Below are 20,354 nucleotides of genomic sequence, written 5' to 3'. Positions count from 1 at the left end.
AACTGCCGCAAATCCGCATTAGGTGAAAGGAACACCTGCGGAGACCAAATATGGCGTTTTTCTCAAAGCTAAAGGACAAGCTGTTCAAATCCTCATCCCGCCTCGAACAGGGGCTGGACGCCATCGTCGAGGATGGTGGCGAGGAAATCGCCGCACCCGACCCAGTCCTCCCCGAACCAGAGCCCGAGCCGCAACCGGTCCCGGAAATTCCGGCCCCTGAACCGGCGCAGGAACCGGCTGAACAACCTGCCCCCGCGCCGGCAGACCCCAAGCCCATTGCCCCACCGCCGGAAATTCCCGAATCCAAAGGCATCCTGAACCGCCTGTTCAGCCGCGGCGGCGCCGCCACTGAAATGCGCCGCACGCTGGATGACGACATGCTCGAGCAGCTCGAAGAGCTGCTGATCGCTTCTGACATGGGCGTCGACACCGCCCTCCGTGTCACCTCGAACATGGCCGAGGGGCGCTTTGGGCGCAAACTCTCGACCCGGGAAATCAAACAGCTTTTGGCGCAGGAAGTGTCCCGTGTGATGGAGCCCGTGGCCAAGCCCCTGCCGATCTATCCCAAACGCCCGCAAGTGGTGCTGGTCGTCGGCGTCAACGGCTCGGGCAAGACCACGACCATCGGCAAACTGGCCAGCCAGTTCAAACAGGCTGGCAAAAAAGTCGTCATCGCCGCCGGTGATACCTTTCGTGCTGCGGCCGTCGAACAGCTGCAAGTCTGGGGCGACCGCGCCGGGGTTCCGGTTCTGACCGCGCCCGAGGGCTCGGACCCCGCCAGCCTCGCCTTTGACGCGCTGACCCGTGCTCAGGCCGAAGGTGCGGATCTGCTGATGATCGACACCGCCGGACGCCTGCAAAACCGTACCGACCTGATGGAGGAGTTGGCCAAGATCGTCCGCGTCATCCGCAAGGTTGACGAGACCGCACCGCACAACACCTTGCTGGTCCTCGATGCCACCACGGGCCAGAACGCGCTGAGCCAGGTGGAAACCTTCCGCAAGCTGGCCGATGTCTCGGGCCTGATCATGACCAAGCTAGACGGAACCGCCAAGGGCGGTGTTCTTGTCGCGCTGGCCGACAAGTTCGGTTTGCCGATCCACGCAATCGGCGTGGGAGAGCAGATTGATGACCTTGCCCCCTTCGACCCCGAAGAATTCGCCGCCGCCCTGACCGGGCTCGACAAGGGCTGATCCGCCTCTTCATCTGGCCCAAAATATCCTCGGGGGTGTGGGGGCAGACAGCCCCCACCCCTCTCCGCCCTGCAAAAGGTTTGCGTATTTGAGCGACTGGCTGATTTCACTTGAAGGCACCGAAGCCGGTCACCAACTGGCGCTGGCACTAGCGTTGATGGCTGCCTTCCTGCACGCCGCGTTCGGGGCGCTGCAGAAAGGCCGCCATGATCCATGGCTGTCCCGCGGCGCCATTGACGCCAGCTATGGCCTGATGGCCGCCCCGTTTGCCTTTTTCGTGGTTCCCTGGCCTGAACCTCATATGTGGCCGATCTTCGCCCTCGTCTGGCTGATCCACATTGCCTACAAGACGCTGCAGGCCGCGGCGTACACCAAGGGGTCCTACACGGTCGTCTATCCCGTCGTGCGCGGGACAGGCCCGCTGTTTACGGTCATTGGTGCCTATCTTCTGTTCGGTGAAACATTCTCGGCCGTTCAGTGGCTGGGCGTGGCCACCCTGCTGGCCGGAATATTTGGGTTGGCCGCCTACAACTTCAGGTTCCTGGAAACCAACAGGGATACGCTGGGCATCGCGTTGACACTGGCGATCATCACGGGCCTGTTTGTGGCGCTTTACACCACCTATGACGCCTATGGCATACGCGCCACCGCCGACCCGTTCACATTTCTGGCCTGGTTCTTCATGATCGACGGCGCGGCGATGCCGGTCTACGCCTTCCTCAGATGGCGCGCGATGACACATCGCCCTGCACCCGGCCCGCTGATGCTGCGGGGTCTGGCCGGCGGCATCATCGCGCCTTTGTCCTTTGGGTCGATCATGCTGGCCACACGGCTGGACAAAGTCGGCGAAGCCGCCGTCCTGCGCGAAACCTCAACCGTCTTTGCGGCGCTGATCGGCTGGCTTGTCCTGAAGGAGACCGTTGGCCCAAGACGCATTGCATTGATGGCATTGATTGCACTCGGCGCCGTAATAGTTGAAATGGGCGGGTAAGCAGCAGGACATACCGATGACAGGCAAAAAAGATATCAACCCATTTCTGAAACAGGTGCTGGAGCTTGGCCCGCCGCTGGCCTTCTTCTTCATCTACCTGCGCTTGCGCGATGACAGCTTTCTGATCGGTGGCACCGAGTATTCCGGCTTTATCATCGCCACGATTATCTTCGTCCCCTTGATGCTGGGGGCAATGGGTATCCTGTGGTATCTGACCGGCCAGCTTAGCCGGATGCAGATTTTCACGGCCTTCATGGTCATTTTCTTTGGTGGCCTGACCGCATGGTTCAATGACGAGCGGTTTTTCAAGATGAAAACCACGCTTGTCTATGGCCTGTTCGCCCTGATCCTTGGCATCGGGTTGCTGCAAAAGAAATCTTATCTGGCTTATGTACTGGATGAATTGCTGCCGATGAAGCACGAAGGCTGGATGATTCTGACGCGCCGCCTTTGCGCCTGTTTCGCCGTTCTGGCCGCCGCAAACGAGTTTGTCTGGCGCACCATGTCGACCGACCTTTGGGTCAAAATCGAAACCTTCGGATTTCCCATCGCGCTGATGGCCTTCCTGATGCTGCAATTCAGCATCCTGCAACGCTATATGGACGACCCGGAACAGAAATAGCTGTCCTGACGTCGCAATACCTGCAAAACAAACAAAATTCTTGGCTTAGCCGCCGAGCTATGGGAAGTTGTGCCACCACCCACACTCACACCTTACCCAAGATCGGTGTATACATGACGGCCTTTCCCACCAGCGGCTTCCTTTCGGAGGCCTCCGACGGGCTTAGAGAGATGCTTTCGGCGCAGGCGACCGACATCTCGCTGGCTCAAGGCGAAACCCTATTCGAACAGGGCGATGAAGGCGATTCGCTCTATGCCATTCTGGAAGGCACGCTTGAAGTGTCCTTTCTGGCGATGAGCGGGCGAAAGCTGACGCTGACCCTGATGCGCCCTGGCGAAGTCTTTGGCGAAATTGCGCTGTTTGACAACGGCCCGCGCACGGCGACTATTGCGGCGGCCGAGCCATCGCGCGTTTTGCGCGTACGTCGCAATGACGTCATGAACCAGATCAGAAAACAGCCTGATCTTGCCGTGGATCTGATCCGGTTGGCCGGGGTGCGCATGCGATGGATGGGGTTGCAGCTGAACGAGCAGGTCTTTTTGCCCATGCCCATTCGATTGGCCCGAAAGCTGTTGCATCTGTCGGAATTGCAGGACGACCCAACGCAGCGCATCACCTTGTCGCAGAGCGAACTGGCCGAATTTGTCGGGGCCACACGCGAGGCCGTTTCCAAGACGATCTCGATCTGGAAACGCGACAATATTGTCGAATCCTCGCGCGGCGGATTGCTGATTCAGGATTTCGACGCTTTGCGGGAACTGGCCGATTCCGAACTTATCTGACCCAGTGTGATCTGGTTCACATACGAAGAGGTCGGCGTTGACCTAAGGTGAAGTTGTTACCGTAGGAGGTCAGAGAATCATCCCCGATATCTGTCCACTGATCTCTCCCTGTATCTGAGCCATACGCAATTACCGCGTATGGCTCATTTTCTTTCTGCATGCCTCTTCAGGTGTTCAGGCAATGAAAAAGGCCGGGTGCTTGTCCCGGCCTTTTCTAATCACTCTTCCAGGCTTAGCGCCACAAATCGCGGCTCGCCCCCCCTGCGGACCAAAAGCAGCAGGGATTTCCGCCCAGCCTCTCGCGATTGGTCCATTCGGGCCTCCAGATCCGCGATGGTTTCCACCTTTTGCTGACCCGCTTCCGTAATCAAGTCACCCGCGCGCAACCCTTTCGCGTAGGCTTCAGACGCTTCGTCGACATTCGAAATCACCAGACCTTCGGCATCTGCATCCAATCCCATATCCGCGCGCAGCGTATCTGTGAGCGGGGAGATGGTCAGCCCGAGAATATCGGCGTTTTCTTCGACCGGAGCATCTTGCGTTTCTTCTTCGTCATCTTCTTTGCTTTCTGCGTCTTCGCGGCGTCCCAGCGTGACCAGAATTGTCTGCGTGCCGCCATCGCGATGCACAATGACCCGGACAGCTTTGCCGACTTCTGTTTCGCCAACCTGACGGACCAGACCACGGGTGTCTTCGACCTCGACACCGTCAAAGCTGATGATCACGTCGCCTGCTTTCAGACCGGCCTCCTGGGCGGGGCCTTCCGGAACATCGCTGATCAGCGCGCCACCGGGCTTTTCCAGCCCCATGGCCTCGGCCATGTCCTCGGTCACGTCCTGAATGCGGACACCCAGCCAGCCGCGCCGGGTTTCACCAAACTCGCGCAGCTGATCGACAACCTTCACTACCACGTTCGACGCCATCGAAAAGCCGATGCCGATCGAGCCACCGTTGGGCGACAGGATGGCGGTGTTCACGCCGATCACTTCGCCGTCCATGTTGAACAACGGACCGCCCGAGTTGCCCCGGTTGATCGCCGCATCCGTCTGGATGTAGTCGTCATAAGATCCGCTGAGCGCCCGGTTGCGGGCGGATACGATACCAGCGGATACAGAAAAGCCCTGACCAAGCGGGTTGCCCATGGCAATAACCCAATCACCCACACGCGCCACGTCGCTGTCGCCGAATTGCACGTATTTCAAGGGGCCGGACGCTTCGACCTTGAGCAGCGCGATATCGGTTTTCTCATCGGTTCCGATGACCTTGGCCACCAGTTCTTTTTTGGGCTGCCCGTCGCCGGGGAAGAATTCTATGAGGATTTCATCAGCTTCCGCAATGACGTGATTGTTGGTGACAATAAAGCCATCCTCGGAGATCACAAAACCCGACCCAAGGGCGTTGCTGCGTCGGGGCGGGCCGTTGTCATTGCCGCCGTTGCGATCCTGAAACTCGCGAAAGAAATCCTCGAACGGAGACCCCTCGGGCACGATGCCCTGCGGACCTGTCTGACCTTCGATCAGGGTGCTTGTGGTGATGTTCACCACGGCCGGGCTGATCTTTTCCGCCAAGGGCGCAAGGCTTTCGCTTCTGGCCTGAGCGGAAACCGACTGCGCCAGCACAAGCAGTGTACCAGCAAAGGCCAGCCACATTAGCCGCATCCAAACACTCACGTCGTCCCATCGGACGGATAAACTGCGCGCTTTTGCCTGCACTTGAGCTCTCCTTGTCGACAATCTTGCCAAGGCCTGTATCGGCCTTTCTTAGTTTCCAATGTAGTCAGTTTAACCCGGTGAGCAACTCGGGATCGCAGCGAAATCACCCGCACGTGAAACCGCCCCGTCAAAAGCCCAGTTGATATGCCCCCCAGAGCAGGATCAAACCACTGACAACACAAAGCAACCCGGCCAGACGCCGGGCCTGTACGGGCATGGCGCGCAGCGCCTCCAGCATCCGTTCGATAAGCGAAGGGGCCAGCGCATAGGCCAGCCCCTCGACAATCAGTACCAGCCCGAAGGCCAGAAGGATCATGCCCATTATTCAGAGACCGGAGCCGCCGGAACACTCCGCCCTGTGGGTGAACCCAGGTAATTGAAAAATTCGGAATCCGGGCTCAACACCAGCGAGCTGTTACCGCCTTGCAGCGCATTCTGATAGGCCGTCAACGAGCGGTAAAACTCAAAGAACTCCGGATCGGCGCTATAAGCTTCGGCAAAGATCGCGTTGCGTTCGGCGTCGGCTTCACCGCGGGTGATCTCAGCCTCACGGCGCGCATCCGACACCAATTCAACCACAGTCCGGTCAGCCTGCGCGCGCACACGTTGCGCCGCCTCGTTACCACGTGCGCGTTCATCTGTCGCTTCACGTTCCCGCTCGGCCTTCATCCTGTCAAATGTGGCCTCAAGGTTGGCCTGCGGCAAGTCGGTCGCTTTCAGGCGCACGTCGATTACGGTGACGCCTAACGCCTGCGCTTCGGCAATCGCGCTATTTCGAATCCGCAGCATCAAGGCTGCACGGTCCGAGCTGAGGATGTCACGCGAGGAAACCGAACCCAGTACTTCGCGGGTTTCAGCACGCAGAATGCGGTCCAGACGATCCTCGGCCACCGGGATACCACCGACGCCAACGGCCTGACGGAACTGTTCCAGATCAGAAATTCGATAACGCGCAAACGCATCAACCACCAGACGACGATCATCCAGCGGAGTAACTTCCAGCGGGTGGACATCGATGGACAGGATGCGGTTGTCATAGCGCACTACTTCTTGAATCACCGGTATCTTGAACGCCAGACCTGGCTCCTCTTTCACCGCGACAACGCGGCCAAATTGTAAAACCAGAGCACGTTCGCGCTCGTCCACGATGAAAATCGAGGAAAGAACACCGACTACCGCGATGAAAACGATCGGCAAAATAAATGTCGTCTTACGCATCAGTTGCTCTCCCCAGAAGGACTACGGCGCAGCTCATTCAGCGGCAGGTAGGGCACGACGCCCTGCCCTTGTCCACTCGAACTCGGGTCTAGAATGATCTTGTCGACGTCACCCAAAATCTGTTCCATCCGCTCCAAGTACAGACGCTTGCGAGTCACGTCCGGTGCCTTGGAGTATTCTTCCAGAACCGCGCTAAAGCGGCTGGCCTCACCTTGGGCACTATTGATTTGCTGGGCGCGGTACCCTTCAGCCTCTTCCAGAATCTGTGCGGCTTCACCACGTGCCTCGGCCAGCACACGGTTGGCATAGGCGTCTGCCACGTTCTGCAACCGGTCACGTTCTTGCGCGGCAGCCTGGACATCGCGGAAGGAGGCGATCACGTCCTGTGGCGGGTCGGCTTTGTCAAAGTTGACGCGAATGATGTTCACACCCGAATCGTAGCTGTCCATTGTATCCTGAATCAGCACCTGCAAACGGTCGGCGATTACGCCGCGATCACGGTTAAGGATCGGTGCAAGCTCGCTTTGCGCAATGATCTCACGCATCGCGGATTCGGACACGGCTCGGATCGTCTGGCGCGGATCACGCAGATTAAACAGGTACTTGGCCGGGTCGTTGATGTTCCAGACAACCTGATAATCTATGTCGACCACATTCTCGTCGCCGGTCAGCATCAGGCCATCGTCGCTACCACGCGCGCCACCCATGTCTTCGTTCTGTTCGCGGGTCACCGGTATGACCTCGGCGGTTACAAACGGCCATGGCGCAAAGTTCAGGCCCGGATTGCCGACGGCCGAGAATTCACCCAGAAACAGTTCGACAGACTGTTCTTCGGGTTTGACAGTATAAAAGCTCGCAAGCCCCCAGACTACTGCAGCTGCAACAAGGCCAATCGCAACTGTGCCCTTGGTAAAGGCCGGACCGCCACCGCCCTGACCACCGCTACCGCCACGGCCACCGCCGCCACGGCCGCCCATGAGGACGCGCAGCTGTTCCTGGCCTTTTTTCATCAGTTCATCGATCTCGGGAATATGCGGGCCATCGCTTTCGGGAGGCTTGCGCCCGTTCCCGTTGTTACCCTGATTTCCTCCGCCACCGGATGAGCCTCCGCCCCCCCAGGGGCCGCCGCTGTTGCCCGCCATATGTATCTTTTCCTTCGTTTTGGACCGTGTGATCACGGGTTCCCTTGTAACCTGTGTGCGCGCGCTTGCAAATCAAGCCGTGCGCACAGGTTGCCGCATTGTCACCAGTTCTTCGGCCATGACCGGGTGAACTGCAACCGTGCGGTCAAAATCTTCCTTGGTCGCGCCCATCTTTACGGCGATTCCCGCCAGCTGGATCATCTCGCCGGCACCGGGGGCGACAATATGGCAACCCAGCACCTTGCGCGTGGCCTGAGAGACGATGAGTTTCATCAGTACCCGCTGCGTGCCGCCAGCAAAAGATTTCTGCATCGGCTTGAAAGATGTGGCATAGACCTCGATCGGTTCCTGTTCTGCTGCCTCTTCTTCGCTGAGGCCGACAGTTCCCATCTCGGGCTGAGTGAAGATCGCAGTCGGGATCAATTCGTGATCTACCGGTGTCGGATTGCCTTTGAACACGGTTTCCACAAAGGCCATCCCCTCGCGGATCGCGACCGGGGTCAGGTTCACCCGGTCGGTCACATCGCCAATGGCAAATATCGAGGGAACGGCGGTCTGGCTGTATTCATCCACGATGATCTCGCCTTTACGGCCGCGTTCAACGCCCAAAGCCTCCAGCCCAAGGTTATCGGCATTCGGCGCACGGCCCGTGGCATACATCACCACATCAAAACTCTGCTCGGAGCCGTTGGTGGCCTTGACCCAGATCTTGTCGCCTTGCTTTTTCATCTCAAGCACATTGGTGCCCAGATGCAGGTCGATGCCGTTCTGGCACATTTCTTCGCTGATCAGTCCACGCGCCTCGTCATCAAAACCCCGAAGAATCTGTGCGCCGCGATAAAATTGAGTCGTCCTGACCCCCAGCCCGTTCATGATCCCGGCAAATTCACAGGCGATATAACCGCCCCCTACGATCAGGATGCTTTCTGGCAGCTTGCCCAGATGGAATATCTCGTTCGACGTAATCGCCAGTTCCGAGCCCGGAAAATCCGGAACAACCGGGCGACCGCCAGTGGCGATCAGAATGTGTTTGGCGGTTTTGCTGGTTCCATCGGCCAGCTCGACCGTGTGGGCATCCACAAGGCGCGCACGCTGGTCAAAGCTTTCGACGCCGTTGTTCTTCAGGATATTGCGATACACCCCTTCCAACCGATCAAGCTCGGCCACCAGCTTGCCGTGGAAGGTGTTCCAGTTGAACGCGCCGGGCTGAATGTCCCAGCCATAGGCCTGCGCATCCCCGACCATGCCCGAGTATTCGCTGGCAAAGACCATCAGCTTCTTTGGCACGCAGCCCCGGATCACACAGGTGCCGCCATACCGGTCTTCTTCGGCCAGCGCGACCTTGGCACCGGTTTCGCCCGCCGCAACACGCGCCGCGCGGACCCCGCCCGAACCTCCGCCGATGACAAAAAGATCATAGTCAAAGCTCATGCCGGGTTCCTTCGTTCAACTTTCAAAATTCTCTGGATATCTGGGCGTAAAAAAGCCTGTGCCAACCCCCGACGCGGAAAATTCGAACTTTCATAGCCACTTGCCGAACGGAACTGCACGAAACTCAGTCCGAAAAATCGGAAAACAGGTTATCGCGCGATCCGCTGAGCAGCTGATCCATCGCAACTGTGCCCGCGTTGATATCTCGCAGCTCGACCCGGCCATCGCCATGGCCGATCACGACCTTGTCGCAGATGTCGATGAACAGGCCATTTTCCACAACACCGGGCACCTGGTTCAGGATCAGCGCCATCTGGCGCGGGTTGCCGATGCGCTTGAGGTGCAGGTCAAGGATGTGGTTGCCCTCATCGGTTACAAACGGGGCCTCACCATTCATGCGCAGCGCCGAGGATGTCCCAAGCACATCCATTGTATCCAGGGCTTCCTCGATCAATGTGCGCGTTGTCTGCCAGCCAAAGGGAATGACCTCGACAGGCAGTGGAAAGGCCCCCAGAGTTTCAACTTCTTTGCCTGCATCGGCGATGACGATCATCTGATCGCTGGCCGTGGCCACAATCTTTTCCTGCAAATGCGCACCGCCGCCCCCCTTGATCAGGTTCAGGTCCTGATCGAACTCATCCGCGCCGTCGATGGTCATGTCCAGCCAACCGGCCTGATCCAGTGAGATGACCTCGATGCCAACCTCGCGGGCAAGCTGCGCCGTGCGGGTCGAGGTTGGAACACCCTTGATCCGCAGGCCGTCTTCGCGCACCCGTTCTCCCAGACGGCGCACCAGCCAGGCGGCTGTCGATCCTGTGCCAAGACCGACGCGCATCCCGTCTTCGACCATGTCGGCGGCACGGTACGCGGCAACATATTTCGCGGTGTCGATTGGCGACAGATCTCTGGTCATAGCAGCTTTCCCAGTTTATTCTGACGGAGTTATAGGGAATGCGTCAGGCGACTGCGACCCCATTTTGCGATCCGACAGGCGTTAAGACGTCTCAGGACTACGCGTTTCCTGTCGGAAAAGTCGCAATCATGTCTTACACCCACATCTTTGCGCTGTAAGTTGCGCGCATGTTGACCCCGTACCGCCTGCACTATGCCCCTGACAACGCCTCGCTGGTGATCCGGCTGGCGCTGGACGAGATGGGCGTGGCTTATGAAACGGTGCTGGTGGACCGCCGCCAGAACGAGCAGGACAGCGACGCGTATCGGTCGCTTAATCCCAACGGGCTGATCCCGGTTCTGGAAACGCCGCAGGGCCCGATCTTTGAAACCGCGGCGATCCTGCTTTGGCTGACGGAGCGCCATGGTCAACTTGCCCCGACGGCGGATGATCCTGAACGCGCCGGATTTCTGAAATGGCTGTTTTTTGCGTCCAACACGTTGCATGCGGATCTGCGCATCCTGTTCTACGCTGAAAAATACATAGACGCCTCACAGGCCGACACGCTGCGCGCGGGCATCCGACCCCGGTTGCTGCAGCACCTGCGGCTGCTGGATGCGCTGGCGCAACGCGGGCCTGAGTGGTTTCGCGCAGGTGTCCCATCGGTTCTGACCTATTATGTCGCCTGCATGATGCGCTGGATGGCCCTGTACCCCGTAAGTGCTAACCGTAGCTGGTATCAACTGGCCGACACGCCGCATCTGCAGAAAGTTCTTCTGCACCTTGAGACATGCCCCGCCACCCGTTCGGCAATCGCTGCGGAAGGTTTGGGCGTTACACCTTTCACATCCCCTACTTACGCTAATCCCCCGGAAGGCTCGGCTATCTGATATGTTCCTATCTGTCTTCGATATGTTCAAAGTGGGCATTGGCCCGTCTTCATCGCACACAATGGGCCCGATGGTGGCCGCGGCGCGCTTTTTGGACATGATGCGCGCCTCCCCCTTTGAATTTACAGGCCTGAAAGGATCGTTGCACGGCTCGCTTGCCTTCACCGGTGTCGGTCACGCGACCGATCGGGCGACCATTCTGGGTCTGGCGGGTTTTGTTCCTGACACCTATGACAATGAAAAGGCCGAGGCCGCGCTGGCTGATATCGCCCGCACGCACACGGTCACGCCCGAAGGCCTGCCGACGCTTCATTTCGATCCCAAGGCGGATCTGATCTTTGACTACGACAACAATCTGCCCGGACACGCCAACGGGATGATCCTGATGGCCACCGACGCACAGGGCGATGTGATCCTGCGGCAGGTGTTCTATTCGATCGGCGGCGGCTTTGTCCTGACCGAGGAAGAACTGGCCGAGGGGAAAGACACCGACGAAGGCGACCCGGTCCCGTTCCCGTTCAAATCCGCCGCAGAAATGCTTGAGATGGCCAAATCCAGTGGCAAAAGCATTGCCGGGATGAAGCGCGCGAACGAGATCGCGCGGGGCTGCGCCGACAGTTTCGCGAAAGGCTCGGCCCGCCTGTGGGACGTCATGAATTCCTGTATCGAACGTGGCTTGACCACTGACGGCATCCTTCCGGGCGGGTTGAAAGTGCGCCGCCGCGCGAAAGGCATCTATGATGCGCTGATGGCCGAGCGCGGCATGAACCTGACCGCGCCGCACACGATCAACGACTGGATGAGCGTCTATGCCATGGCGGTCAACGAGGAAAACGCGGCGGGCGGGCAAGTTGTCACCGCGCCCACCAACGGGGCCGCAGGTGTTCTGCCCGCTGTTCTGCGCTATTATCTGGATCACGTACCGGGCGCGTCCGAGAGCCATATCGAGGATTTCTTGCTGACCGCAGCGGCCATTGGTGGATTGGTGAAATACAACGCCTCAATCTCGGGTGCCGAAGCGGGATGTCAGGCCGAAGTTGGCAGCGCGGCCGCCATGGCGGCAGCCGGGCTTTGCGCCGTGATGGGGGGAACCCCCGAACAGGTGGAAAATGCCGCCGAGATCGCGCTGGAGCATCATCTGGGCATGACCTGCGACCCTGTTGCCGGGCTGGTTCAGGTTCCTTGTATCGAACGAAACGGGCTGGGGGCCATCAAAGCGGTCTCAGCGGCCTCGCTGGCCTTGCGCGGGGACGGTCAGCATTTCGTGCCGCTGGACGCGGTGATCGAGACGATGCGCCAGACCGGCCATGACATGCATGAGAAATACAAGGAAACGTCGCTGGGTGGTCTGGCTGTGAACGTACCGAACTGCTGAAACAGAAAGCGAGGGGCGACATGCGTGGACATTGTCTGTGCGGCAGGATCCGGTTCGAGGTCGACCCTCCGGTACTGTCATGCGTCAGCTGCCATTGCGACAGTTGCCGTCGCCAATGCGCAGCGCCGATGACAACGTATTTCGGAGTTCGCGATGGCCATTGGCGGTGGACCGGTGAAGAGCCCAAGCGTTTCAACTCCTCTCCCGGTGTCGAGCGCAGCTTCTGCCCGCACTGCGGCACGCCAATGTCCTTCAGTTCAACCGCCATGTCGGATGTGATGCACCTTTTTGTCGCGACGTTGGACTCTCCTGAAGCGCTGGAACCTACGTTACATGTCGCGCATGAAGAAAAGCTGAAATGGCTGAAATTGGAGGATGGTTTGCCTACCTGCAACGGGCCGGATTACACCAAGGTTCAGCCCCTGGCCGACCGCTGACAACAGCGCTTCCCTCTGCGTCGCGAAACAGTTAGCGTCGCGCTCGTGACTCAGGACAGACCCGTCTTTGGCATCTTTTTGATGCTAGGTTTTTGCGTGCTCGCGCCCTTGGGGGATGCGATGGCGAAGCTGTTGGGCGAGACCACGCCGCTGGGTCTGCTGGTCACGGTGCGTTTCGCGGTGCAAGCGGTGATCCTGATCCCGCTGGTTGCGGTGACGGGGCGACCCTGGCGGATGCGCGGACGGATCCTGCGGCTGACCCTGCTACGGACGCTGCTGCATATCATCGGCATTTCGGCCATGTTCAGCGCGCTGCAATTCCTGCCCTTGGCGGACGCCGTTGCTATTGCTTTCGTCATGCCATTCATCATGCTGCTGCTGGGCAAATATGTTCTGGAGGAAGAGGTCGGTTCCCGCCGTCTTGCCGCCTGCATTGTCGGGTTCATCGGCACATTGCTGGTCATTCAACCCAGCTTTGCCGAGGTGGGTGCACCTGCGTTGCTGCCACTGATCGTTGCCGTAGTCTTTGCCTTGTTCATGCTGGTCACACGGCAAGTCGCGAAAGAGACCGATCCGGTGTCGTTGCAAGCCGTGTCCGGCGTATTTGCGACAGTCCTTCTGGCTCCGATCCTTCTGATTGGCACGCAAATGAACATTCAAGAGCTCTCGATGACCCTGCCGTCCAGCGACCTGAACTGGCTGCTGATTGCGATCGGGGTGTTGGGTACGGTCGCCCATCTGCTGATGACTTGGTCGCTGCGCTATGCGCCCTCTGCTACACTGGCCCCGATGCAATATCTGGAAATCCCGGTTGCAACCCTGATCGGATGGGTGATCTTCAGCGACCTGCCCGACGGATTGGCTGCAGTTGGCATCGTCATTACCATTGCCGCAGGCCTGTACGTCATTCTGCGCGAGCGGGCCAGCGCCCGGTCTGCCCCGACAGAAACACCTGCATAAGCGGATCGAGTGCAGCGCGCGGGATCATCACCAGCAAGCCCGGCCCATCCATCTTCAGCTCGACAGGTGCCAGTGCGCGGTTGGACGTTCCCACCTGCCCGTCCGGCCGAAAGGCCAGATCGTCAATCGGCCATTCCAGCCCGGTACTACGCCCCGTCACTGGCTGCATCGGAAACAGCGAGACCACATCGCCGGGCGCAACCGGCAGCTTGATCTCTGGCGGTGCGTGAAAAACCAACTCACGTTCGCCCAGCAATATGCAGGCCTGATCCTGCCGTCGGACCAGAACATTCAGAACGGCCAGTTGATGATCAAGCCGCCCGCCAAGAAACCCAGCCCCCAGAACCAGCGGAGCGTGCAGATTGCGCAGAGCCTTGTCGAAATCGGTACTGTCCTGTTCGCGGATGGCAAACAGGCGATCCGCAGGAATTTTCGCTTGCGTCGCTTTGCTCAGCGAATCGAAGTCACCAATCACCGCATCGGGAATCCGGCCTGATTCTGTCAAAACGTCCGCTCCGCCATCGGCGGCAACGACCGAATTGACGCGATTCAGCACCAGATTCAGGTCTCCAGATCCGATAAATCCACCTCCGAACAGCCCAATTGGATCGGCAGAGCGTACAATTGGCTTGATTTTCCTAAGATTGGCCATTTTTCCCGGATTTGGACACATTAAGACCACAAAATGATAGGTTCATGCATAAAGTTCAGAGCCTTCGTGTGCTCCCGATTCCGGGTAAGTGGGCTCTCGTAGTTTGTAAAGGACGTGCGTCTGATGGTACAGAATAACAAGGTATTAACCGTTTCATATGGAACCTTCTCCTGCACTTTGGAAGGATTTGATGATTCCTTTGAAACGATGAAAGCCATCGCCGAGTATTTCCGCGATCTCGCAGCGGATGACCGCTACTTCGGCTCAGAACCCCCGCAACCGGATGCCGAAATGCTGACCCGCATCGCCCGGCGCGATGCATCACAGCGCGTCGAAGCCCGTCAGAACGAATCCGGCCTGTTGCTGCGCGCCACTCAGACCACCGAAACTCCTGTCGCTGCTGAAGAACCGGCCCCGCACACGGCCGCTATCAAGGCTGCCGAAACTCCCACTCATGTTCAGCCGCAACCGGCCCCCGCGCAGACCGGGTTCTCCGAAGCGGAACCTGTCGCGGACACCCCGCCCCCGGCTGCTGACAGCATCGCGGCGAAACTGCAACGCATTCGCGCAGTCGTCTCTCATTCCGACGTGCCCGCTGCCGAGTATTCCGAAGACGAAGAGTCGCCGCTGCTGGCCAATACCGCCCCCCCGGTAGATGCTGTGGCCGCTGCGTTTGAGGCCGGTGCGCTCAGCGCAGAAGACTTTGCCGAACCCACAGAGCCTGAATCCCAGGAAACCGAAGAGCCCGCGGCACCTGCGATTGATGAGTTGCAGGATCAGGAAGCTGAAGAACCGCAAGCGGCTGAGACAGCAGAAGCGCTGATCCCCGAAGCTTCTGAAACTCAGATCGAAGAAACCGTTGACCTGCAGGCGCCCCTGACCCCCCAGCCCCTGCAAATAGACGAAATCGAAGACGCGCCGGTGGCCGATCAGTCCGCTGCCGAGCCTTTGTTCGCTGATCTTGAAGACGTTGTCGAAGACGATTTCGACGAAGAAGATGCCCCCAACATCCTCAACATAGAAGACGTAGCAATTGAATCCGACGATGAACCGGATGAGGACGATCTGGCGCAGGGTGTTTTGACGGCAGAAGACGAAATGCACCTGTTGACGGAAATTTCCGAGATCGAACAGCACCTGTCCGGTCGTTCGAGCCAAAAACTGGCGGACGATGCGGATCCCGATCAGGATATGTCGCGCCTGATGGCAAAGACCGGTGAGCATATGGATGACCCCAGCAGCAGCGATGCGCGCGAAACCTATTCGCACCTGCGCACCGCCGTCGCAGCCACCGAAGCCGACCGCGACGGTCAGGCACGCTCGAAAGAGGCGGCCGACCGGGAATACCGCGGCGATCTGGCATCCGTGGTCAGCCCACGGCGACCCGAAATCAAGGTAACCAGCATGCGTCCGGCACCGGAAGCTCCGGCGCCACTCAAGCTGGTGGCCGAGCAGCGCGTGGATGAACACGGAACATCCGCAAGTCCGGTCTTGCCACGTCGCGTCACCGCAGACCAGGAAGCAACCGGATCAGAGGAAGGCGGTTTTGCACAGTTTGCACAGGAACAGGGTGCACAATCGCTGCCTGATCTTCTGGAAGCGGCTGCCGCCTATCTGTCCTTCATCGAAGGTCAGGAGCAGTTTTCGCGCCCGCAGCTGATGAACAAGGTGCGTTCGCTGAAACAAGACGAGTTCAATCGCGAAGAAAGCCTGCGTTCTTTTGGGCAGTTGCTGCGCGATGGTAAAATCGAGAAAGCCGGAGGCGGGCGTTTCGCGGCGTCCAACCTGATCGGTTTTCGCCCCGATGACGAGCGTGCCGTAGGCTGATCACGCTTGAAGGTTATCAATCAAGGCCGGGTTTACCCCCGGCCTTTTTGCTTTTGGCCATTGGACCAAACGCCCGTCCTGAATGACAAAGCCCGAACGTTTCGACTGTTACCAGACGGTCGTCACCAAAGCGCCGAGGACCACGCGTTTTCCCGCACGGCACTCAGCAGGCCCGGTCATTTACACGTACCTCACGAGCGCTAGGACTGATCGGGGTCTTCTTTACCGACGCCGCGAAACACGAACTTGAACGGCAGGGCCCAAAGGATGCCCAGCACGATATAAACCAGCAACTCAATCCAGATCGGAGGACGCCCCAGCAAGTTCACGATCGTCACCACGGCGATGATGTACAGCGGAAGGCCAAGCACCAGGATCACCAGCGACCAGCGCCGGCGTGCCTTGTAACTCAACCCTGTCTTCTGTTTCTCGCGCATCAGTCAGCAAAGGGGTCCGTCACCAGAATGGTGTCGTCCCGCTCCGGGCTTGTGGACAAAAGCGCAACCGGGCATTCGATCAGTTCTTCGACCCGACGCACATATTTGATCGCATTTGCAGGTAAATCCGCCCAGCTGCGCGCGCCTTCGGTCGATTCGCTCCACCCCGGCATTTCTTCATAAATCGGAGTACAGCGGGCTTGCTGATCAGCAGCGGTCGGAAGGTAATCCAAACGTTCGCCATCCAGCTCATACCCGGTGCAGATCTTAAGTGTCTCAAACCCGTCCAGAACATCCAGCTTGGTCAGCGAAATACCGTTCACGCCGCTGGTTGCGCAGGTCTGGCGCACCAGACAGGCGTCGAACCATCCGCAGCGGCGCTTGCGGCCTGTTGTCGTGCCGAATTCGTGCCCGCGTTCACCCAGACGCTGACCGTCTGCGTCTTCCAACTCGGTCGGGAACGGCCCTTCTCCAACACGGGTGGTATAGGCCTTAACAATGCCAAGCACGAAATTGATCGAGCCCGGACCGATTCCAACACCGGTTGCCGCCTGCCCCGCAATCACGTTCGACGACGTCACAAAGGGATAGGTGCCGAAATCGATATCCAGCAGCGCGCCCTGCGCCCCTTCAAACAGGATGCGTTTCCCGGCCTTGCGCTTTTCGTTCAGCACTTTCCAGACGGGAGCTGCAAACGGCAGAATTTGTTGCGCGATCTCTTTGAGTTGAGCGATCAGCGCGTCGCGGTCAACCGACTCGATACCCAGACCCTTGCGCAACGGATCGTGGTGTTGCAATGCGCGGTCCACGCGGGCCTCCAGCGTGGCTTCGTCCGCCAGATCGGCAACGCGAACAGAACGCCGCCCAACCTTGTCTTCATAGGCCGGGCCAATTCCGCGACCGGTTGTTCCGATCTTGGTGCCTTTGCTCGCAGCTTCCTCTCGCGCACGGTCCAGCTCGCCATGAATGGGCAGAATCAATGGCGTGTTTTCAGCGATCATCAGCGTCTCAGGAGTGATCTCAACACCCTGCGCCCGGATGGTTGCGATCTCATTGACCAGATGCCAGGGGTCCAGAACCACGCCGTTGCCAATAACGCTCAACTTGCCGCCGCGTACCACGCCCGAAGGAAGCGCGTGCAGCTTATAAACCTCACCGTCGATCACCAGCGTATGACCGGCATTGTGACCGCCCTGAAAACGCGCGATTACGTCCGCCCTTTCGCTGAGCCAGTCGACAATCTTGCCTTTTCCTTCGTCGCCCCATTGGGCGCCGACAACAACCACGTTGGCCATATCCGGTCCTTTTCGTGCTGAGTGATCAAACCCGGCTCATATAGCGGGGCAAAAACGGCAGGGAAACCGATATTTCGCCGCAGAGGAAAATCGCGCTCGCGCGCGATGCCTCCGGCGGGGATATTTGTAGCCAGATGAAGAGTGGATCCCCTGCTTCACCTGGCTGTAAATATCCCGGGGGAGGCGCCCGGAACGGGCGGCGGGGGCAGAGCCCCCTAACCCTGTCGCCGTAAGTGGACAGGTTGCCCATGCGGAGTGGTCAGGTAAGCCTCTTCCCAGGCCTTATGCAGATCAAGCACATCTTTCGGCCTTGCAGCGCCCTGTTCGGCCAGCAATGCCTCAAGCGTTTCCAGCCATGCGTGGAAGTAATCGTCACCGCCATCCAATTCCCCGGCAAGCCCATTGTGTTTCAATGTCGCTGAAAAACGCGCCGCCCAATCCGCCCATTCGAACCGTCCGGCCTCGTTCAGCGCGACGGTGACGGCAAAGACCTGAGCGTGCCAGGGTTCAGCAAAAACCGGCTCGGGGGCTCCGTATGAGATACAGTCGTTCATGCCGGTTCCAGGTAGCTTTGCCAGAGGTCCAGCACCACCTGGTCGGCGGGATGTTCGGTGGCGGCCCAGAGTTCTGATGCCGCAAAAGCCACTGCATAAATCGGCTCTGGCGCCTCACCCAACCCATGCGCATTGGAATCGGGCAGAACATGGGTTCCGTGCAGGCGCAGGATTCGGCCCCTGGCACCGGATGCATAGACAGGCAGGCGCGTGTGACCTCCATCCACGAGGCGATTTGCTGTCGGCCGGACCGTGACAACCTCTTGCCCCACAGAATACAGCGCCGCGACATTGGAAGGCCTGTCCGCAGGCCCGCCTTTGGCCAGCGCAGCGGACACTGCTTCGGCCTTGAGCGCTCTGTCTGCCAAGGGGTGCGGATTGTCGCCGCTCACGCCACGCAGATCATCCAATGTCAGAACACCCTTTTCGACCAGCAGATCGGCCAGACCGGATATCCATTTCTCATAATACGAAAACCGGGTGTAATCCTTCGGAGACAAGCGTTCGCGCGCGTGGCGCGAAACGTCGATGTTCCACTGCCCCAGAAACCCGGATGCAAGTGTCACCGCAAGAGCGCGGGCGTGCCAGTCTTCGGCAAAAACAGGCGCGTCCTCTGCCTCGGGGTGTATCGGACCATCACCGAAACGGCCTCCCATATCGTGAACGCGGGTCATGATGGCACCTTGGGAAGGCCAGTGCCGATCATGCTGTCGCGCGTCACAAGCGCAGCAAGCTCATCTTCGCTCATTCCGTCTGTGCCTTCAGGGCGCATGGGCAAGACGAGATAGCGAATCTCGGCCGTCGAATCCCAAACCCGTACAGAGGTGTCTTGGGGCAAGGTGACGCCGAATTCGGCCAACACCTTGCGCGGTTCTCGCACTGCGCGGGCTCGGTAGGCGTCGGATTTGTACCATCCGGGCGGGATACCCAGCAGCGGCCAAGGGTAACAGCTGCACAGGGTGCAGACGACCATATTGTGCCGGTCCGGTGTATTCTCGACCACCACCATATGTTCGCCCTGGCGGCCATAGTAGCCAAGGTCCGCTACGACTGGAGTGGCGTCTTCAAGCAGGGCAGCTTTGAAGGCAGGGTCGCTCCAGGCTTTGGCAACGACGCGCGCGCCGTTTTGCGGCCCGATCCTGTTCTGATAAGTGTCGATGATCTCATCCAGAGTCGCCGGATCGATCAGCCCTTTGCGGGTCAGAATCGTCTCGAGCGCTTTGACGCGCAATGCGGGTTCAGGTGGCAACAGGGCATGCGGGTGGTCGTGATCGTCATGTGGCATGGCCGCAGCCTGCGTCACAAATCAACACACTGTCCAGTCCCTTTGACGTGATGGGATACATCAAAGAAGTTGATGCCAACTCCTGACTTGCCCCCGCTGGCAAACTTGCATAAGTACCACGCGATACACGCCACGCTGTACAGGACCACCATGGAAAACGTCGTTCTCATTATCCATCTTCTTCTGGCTCTGGGCCTGATCGCCGTTGTCCTGATGCAGCGGTCCGAAGGCGGTGGCCTGGGTATGGGTGGTGGCGGTGCCATGGCCGGTCGCGCAGCAGCGACGGCATTGGGCAAGCTGACGTGGATTCTGGCGGCCTGTTTCATCGTCACCTCGATCACGCTGACCATTCTTGCGGCTCAGAAATCTTCGGGCAGCTCGGTAATCGACCGTCTGGGCGTTCCGGCACCGGCTTCGACCGAGGAAAGCGCACCGGCGATTCCGTCGGTTGATGATCTTTTGCCGCCGGCACAGGACGACAACGCGCCTCTGATCCCGCAGGCGGATTGATCCACAAAACCTAGAAACATGAAAGAGGACTGCAACAGCATCTTGCGGTTCTCTTGCGCTTTTGGCGCGAATCCTTTATACGTGAAGTCCCGTGATGCAGCGGTTTTTCGGAACCGCCGGGCAGCTGATTTTGACGTCTCACGGGAGCA

General features: G+C 59.1%; 22 protein-coding genes. 10 read left to right on the top strand and 12 right to left on the bottom strand.

Annotation, left to right across the window (positions count from 1 at the left end; translation table 11 throughout):
• The first annotated feature begins 50 nt into the window (after positions 1 to 50).
• From ftsY to ACR0BF_RS03925, 4 genes are all read left to right on the top strand, one after another.
• Positions 51 to 1,193, top strand: coding sequence for a signal recognition particle-docking protein FtsY (ftsY, locus tag ACR0BF_RS03940; protein WP_480604145.1), 1,143 nt, complete (start codon positions 51 to 53; stop codon positions 1,191 to 1,193).
• An 88-nt stretch (positions 1,194 to 1,281) separates the two neighbouring features.
• The gene (locus ACR0BF_RS03935) at positions 1,282 to 2,184 is read left to right on the top strand and encodes an EamA family transporter (protein WP_480516595.1); all 903 of its coding nucleotides are present in this window, start codon (positions 1,282 to 1,284) and stop codon (positions 2,182 to 2,184) included.
• A gap of 16 nt (positions 2,185 to 2,200) precedes the next feature.
• On the top strand, positions 2,201 to 2,806 hold the full coding sequence (locus ACR0BF_RS03930; RefSeq protein WP_480476490.1) for an inner membrane-spanning protein YciB: 606 nt from the start codon (positions 2,201 to 2,203) through the stop codon (positions 2,804 to 2,806).
• Positions 2,807 to 2,919: 113 nt separating this feature from the next.
• Positions 2,920 to 3,588, top strand: a complete 669-nt coding sequence (locus ACR0BF_RS03925) for a Crp/Fnr family transcriptional regulator (RefSeq protein WP_480476488.1) — start codon at positions 2,920 to 2,922, stop codon at positions 3,586 to 3,588.
• A gap of 218 nt (positions 3,589 to 3,806) precedes the next feature.
• Here the strand turns inward: ACR0BF_RS03925 and ACR0BF_RS03920 are convergent, their stop codons facing one another.
• The 6 genes from ACR0BF_RS03920 to rpiA all read right to left on the bottom strand — a co-directional run bounded on the left by ACR0BF_RS03920 (position 3,807) and on the right by rpiA (position 10,004).
• Positions 3,807 to 5,246, bottom strand: coding sequence for a Do family serine endopeptidase (locus ACR0BF_RS03920; protein ID WP_480493563.1), 1,440 nt, complete (start codon positions 5,244 to 5,246; stop codon positions 3,807 to 3,809).
• A gap of 181 nt (positions 5,247 to 5,427) precedes the next feature.
• Positions 5,428 to 5,622 (bottom strand): DUF2065 domain-containing protein, encoded by a 195-nt coding sequence (locus tag ACR0BF_RS03915; protein ID WP_480476484.1) that lies wholly within the window; start codon positions 5,620 to 5,622, stop codon positions 5,428 to 5,430.
• The gene (hflC, locus tag ACR0BF_RS03910; RefSeq protein ID WP_480476482.1) at positions 5,622 to 6,518 is read right to left on the bottom strand and encodes a protease modulator HflC; all 897 of its coding nucleotides are present in this window, start codon (positions 6,516 to 6,518) and stop codon (positions 5,622 to 5,624) included. Before hflC ends, ACR0BF_RS03915 begins: the two co-directional genes overlap by 1 nt.
• Positions 6,518 to 7,660, bottom strand: a complete 1,143-nt coding sequence (gene hflK / locus ACR0BF_RS03905; RefSeq protein WP_480476480.1) for an FtsH protease activity modulator HflK — start codon at positions 7,658 to 7,660, stop codon at positions 6,518 to 6,520. The genes hflC and hflK overlap by 1 nt, the downstream gene beginning before the upstream one ends.
• 72 nt (positions 7,661 to 7,732) lie before the next feature.
• Positions 7,733 to 9,091, bottom strand: a complete 1,359-nt coding sequence (gene gor / locus ACR0BF_RS03900; RefSeq protein ID WP_480624309.1) for a glutathione-disulfide reductase — start codon at positions 9,089 to 9,091, stop codon at positions 7,733 to 7,735.
• A gap of 124 nt (positions 9,092 to 9,215) precedes the next feature.
• Positions 9,216 to 10,004, bottom strand: a complete 789-nt coding sequence (rpiA, locus tag ACR0BF_RS03895) for a ribose-5-phosphate isomerase RpiA (RefSeq protein WP_480622390.1) — start codon at positions 10,002 to 10,004, stop codon at positions 9,216 to 9,218.
• A gap of 167 nt (positions 10,005 to 10,171) precedes the next feature.
• Between rpiA and ACR0BF_RS03890 the strand changes: the two genes are divergently transcribed.
• Genes ACR0BF_RS03890 through ACR0BF_RS03875 form a run of 4 tightly spaced genes read left to right on the top strand, consistent with a single transcriptional unit; the run spans position 10,172 to position 13,645 of the window.
• Positions 10,172 to 10,873: a glutathione S-transferase family protein gene (locus ACR0BF_RS03890; RefSeq protein WP_480604141.1), complete on the top strand. Its 702-nt coding sequence runs from the start codon at positions 10,172 to 10,174 to the stop codon at positions 10,871 to 10,873.
• A gap of 1 nt (position 10,874) precedes the next feature.
• Positions 10,875 to 12,248, top strand: a complete 1,374-nt coding sequence (locus ACR0BF_RS03885; RefSeq protein WP_480624308.1) for an L-serine ammonia-lyase — start codon at positions 10,875 to 10,877, stop codon at positions 12,246 to 12,248.
• Between the two features lie 20 nt (positions 12,249 to 12,268).
• A complete protein-coding gene (locus tag ACR0BF_RS03880) occupies positions 12,269 to 12,685 on the top strand; it encodes a GFA family protein (RefSeq protein ID WP_480624307.1) in 417 nt (138 codons plus the stop codon).
• A gap of 45 nt (positions 12,686 to 12,730) precedes the next feature.
• Positions 12,731 to 13,645 (top strand): DMT family transporter, encoded by a 915-nt coding sequence (locus ACR0BF_RS03875; RefSeq protein WP_480624306.1) that lies wholly within the window; start codon positions 12,731 to 12,733, stop codon positions 13,643 to 13,645.
• Here the strand turns inward: ACR0BF_RS03875 and ACR0BF_RS03870 are convergent.
• Entirely contained in the window at positions 13,590 to 14,297 is a 708-nt protein-coding gene (locus ACR0BF_RS03870) for a thiamine diphosphokinase (protein WP_480476468.1), read from the bottom strand. The two genes, ACR0BF_RS03875 and ACR0BF_RS03870, sit on opposite strands and share 56 nt — an antisense overlap.
• 123 nt (positions 14,298 to 14,420) lie before the next feature.
• Here ACR0BF_RS03870 and ACR0BF_RS03865 point away from each other — a divergent pair, with 123 nt between their 5' ends.
• On the top strand, positions 14,421 to 16,124 hold the full coding sequence (locus ACR0BF_RS03865) for a hypothetical protein (RefSeq protein ID WP_480624305.1): 1,704 nt from the start codon (positions 14,421 to 14,423) through the stop codon (positions 16,122 to 16,124).
• Between the two features lie 200 nt (positions 16,125 to 16,324).
• Here the strand turns inward: ACR0BF_RS03865 and ACR0BF_RS03860 are convergent, their stop codons facing one another.
• From ACR0BF_RS03860 to nthA, 5 genes are all read right to left on the bottom strand, one after another.
• Positions 16,325 to 16,561 carry a DUF2842 domain-containing protein gene (locus tag ACR0BF_RS03860; RefSeq protein ID WP_480476464.1) on the bottom strand — a complete coding sequence of 79 codons (237 nt, stop codon included), beginning with the start codon at positions 16,559 to 16,561 and terminating at the stop codon, positions 16,325 to 16,327.
• Complete coding sequence (locus tag ACR0BF_RS03855) at positions 16,561 to 17,856, bottom strand: adenylosuccinate synthase (RefSeq protein ID WP_480554655.1); 1,296 nt, start codon at positions 17,854 to 17,856, stop codon at positions 16,561 to 16,563. The genes ACR0BF_RS03860 and ACR0BF_RS03855 overlap by 1 nt, the downstream gene beginning before the upstream one ends.
• A 215-nt stretch (positions 17,857 to 18,071) precedes the next feature.
• Positions 18,072 to 18,410: a nitrile hydratase accessory protein gene (locus ACR0BF_RS03850; protein WP_480493471.1), complete on the bottom strand. Its 339-nt coding sequence runs from the start codon at positions 18,408 to 18,410 to the stop codon at positions 18,072 to 18,074.
• A complete protein-coding gene (nthB, locus tag ACR0BF_RS03845) occupies positions 18,407 to 19,084 on the bottom strand; it encodes a nitrile hydratase subunit beta (protein ID WP_480476458.1) in 678 nt (225 codons plus the stop codon). Before nthB ends, ACR0BF_RS03850 begins: the two co-directional genes overlap by 4 nt.
• Positions 19,081 to 19,695: a nitrile hydratase subunit alpha gene (nthA, locus tag ACR0BF_RS03840; RefSeq protein ID WP_480604129.1), complete on the bottom strand. Its 615-nt coding sequence runs from the start codon at positions 19,693 to 19,695 to the stop codon at positions 19,081 to 19,083. Before nthA ends, nthB begins: the two co-directional genes overlap by 4 nt.
• A 150-nt stretch (positions 19,696 to 19,845) precedes the next feature.
• On the opposite strand from nthA, the gene secG reads away from it, so the two are divergent.
• Positions 19,846 to 20,205 (top strand): preprotein translocase subunit SecG, encoded by a 360-nt coding sequence (secG, locus tag ACR0BF_RS03835; RefSeq protein WP_480476944.1) that lies wholly within the window; start codon positions 19,846 to 19,848, stop codon positions 20,203 to 20,205.
• Positions 20,206 to 20,354: the final 149 nt, after the last annotated feature.

This window comes from Ruegeria sp. AG7 (assembly GCF_056541545.1).
Note: the sequence above shows the minus strand (reverse complement) of the source record. Positions and strands in the feature narration are given on the sequence as shown.

Excerpts from the sequence above, each read along its gene's own strand:
- ftsY (WP_480604145.1), top strand. The coding sequence starts at position 51 with ATGGCGTTTTTCTCAAAGCTAAAGGACAAGCTGTTCAAATCCTCATCC.
- ACR0BF_RS03930 (WP_480476490.1), top strand. The coding sequence starts at position 2,201 with ATGACAGGCAAAAAAGATATCAACCCATTTCTGAAACAGGTGCTGGAG.
- ACR0BF_RS03925 (WP_480476488.1), top strand. The coding sequence starts at position 2,920 with ATGACGGCCTTTCCCACCAGCGGCTTCCTTTCGGAGGCCTCCGACGGG.
- ACR0BF_RS03920 (WP_480493563.1), bottom strand. The coding sequence starts at position 5,246 with ATGCGGCTAATGTGGCTGGCCTTTGCTGGTACACTGCTTGTGCTGGCG.
- ACR0BF_RS03915 (WP_480476484.1), bottom strand. The coding sequence starts at position 5,622 with ATGGGCATGATCCTTCTGGCCTTCGGGCTGGTACTGATTGTCGAGGGG.
- hflC (WP_480476482.1), bottom strand. The coding sequence starts at position 6,518 with ATGCGTAAGACGACATTTATTTTGCCGATCGTTTTCATCGCGGTAGTC.
- hflK (WP_480476480.1), bottom strand. The coding sequence starts at position 7,660 with ATGGCGGGCAACAGCGGCGGCCCCTGGGGGGGCGGAGGCTCATCCGGT.
- gor (WP_480624309.1), bottom strand. The coding sequence starts at position 9,091 with ATGAGCTTTGACTATGATCTTTTTGTCATCGGCGGAGGTTCGGGCGGG.
- rpiA (WP_480622390.1), bottom strand. The coding sequence starts at position 10,004 with ATGACCAGAGATCTGTCGCCAATCGACACCGCGAAATATGTTGCCGCG.
- ACR0BF_RS03890 (WP_480604141.1), top strand. The coding sequence starts at position 10,172 with ATGTTGACCCCGTACCGCCTGCACTATGCCCCTGACAACGCCTCGCTG.
- ACR0BF_RS03885 (WP_480624308.1), top strand. The coding sequence starts at position 10,875 with ATGTTCCTATCTGTCTTCGATATGTTCAAAGTGGGCATTGGCCCGTCT.
- ACR0BF_RS03880 (WP_480624307.1), top strand. The coding sequence starts at position 12,269 with ATGCGTGGACATTGTCTGTGCGGCAGGATCCGGTTCGAGGTCGACCCT.
- ACR0BF_RS03870 (WP_480476468.1), bottom strand. The coding sequence starts at position 14,297 with ATGGCCAATCTTAGGAAAATCAAGCCAATTGTACGCTCTGCCGATCCA.
- ACR0BF_RS03865 (WP_480624305.1), top strand. The coding sequence starts at position 14,421 with ATGGTACAGAATAACAAGGTATTAACCGTTTCATATGGAACCTTCTCC.
- ACR0BF_RS03860 (WP_480476464.1), bottom strand. The coding sequence starts at position 16,561 with ATGCGCGAGAAACAGAAGACAGGGTTGAGTTACAAGGCACGCCGGCGC.
- ACR0BF_RS03855 (WP_480554655.1), bottom strand. The coding sequence starts at position 17,856 with ATGGCCAACGTGGTTGTTGTCGGCGCCCAATGGGGCGACGAAGGAAAA.
- ACR0BF_RS03850 (WP_480493471.1), bottom strand. The coding sequence starts at position 18,410 with ATGAACGACTGTATCTCATACGGAGCCCCCGAGCCGGTTTTTGCTGAA.
- nthB (WP_480476458.1), bottom strand. The coding sequence starts at position 19,084 with ATGACCCGCGTTCACGATATGGGAGGCCGTTTCGGTGATGGTCCGATA.
- nthA (WP_480604129.1), bottom strand. The coding sequence starts at position 19,695 with ATGCCACATGACGATCACGACCACCCGCATGCCCTGTTGCCACCTGAA.
- secG (WP_480476944.1), top strand. The coding sequence starts at position 19,846 with ATGGAAAACGTCGTTCTCATTATCCATCTTCTTCTGGCTCTGGGCCTG.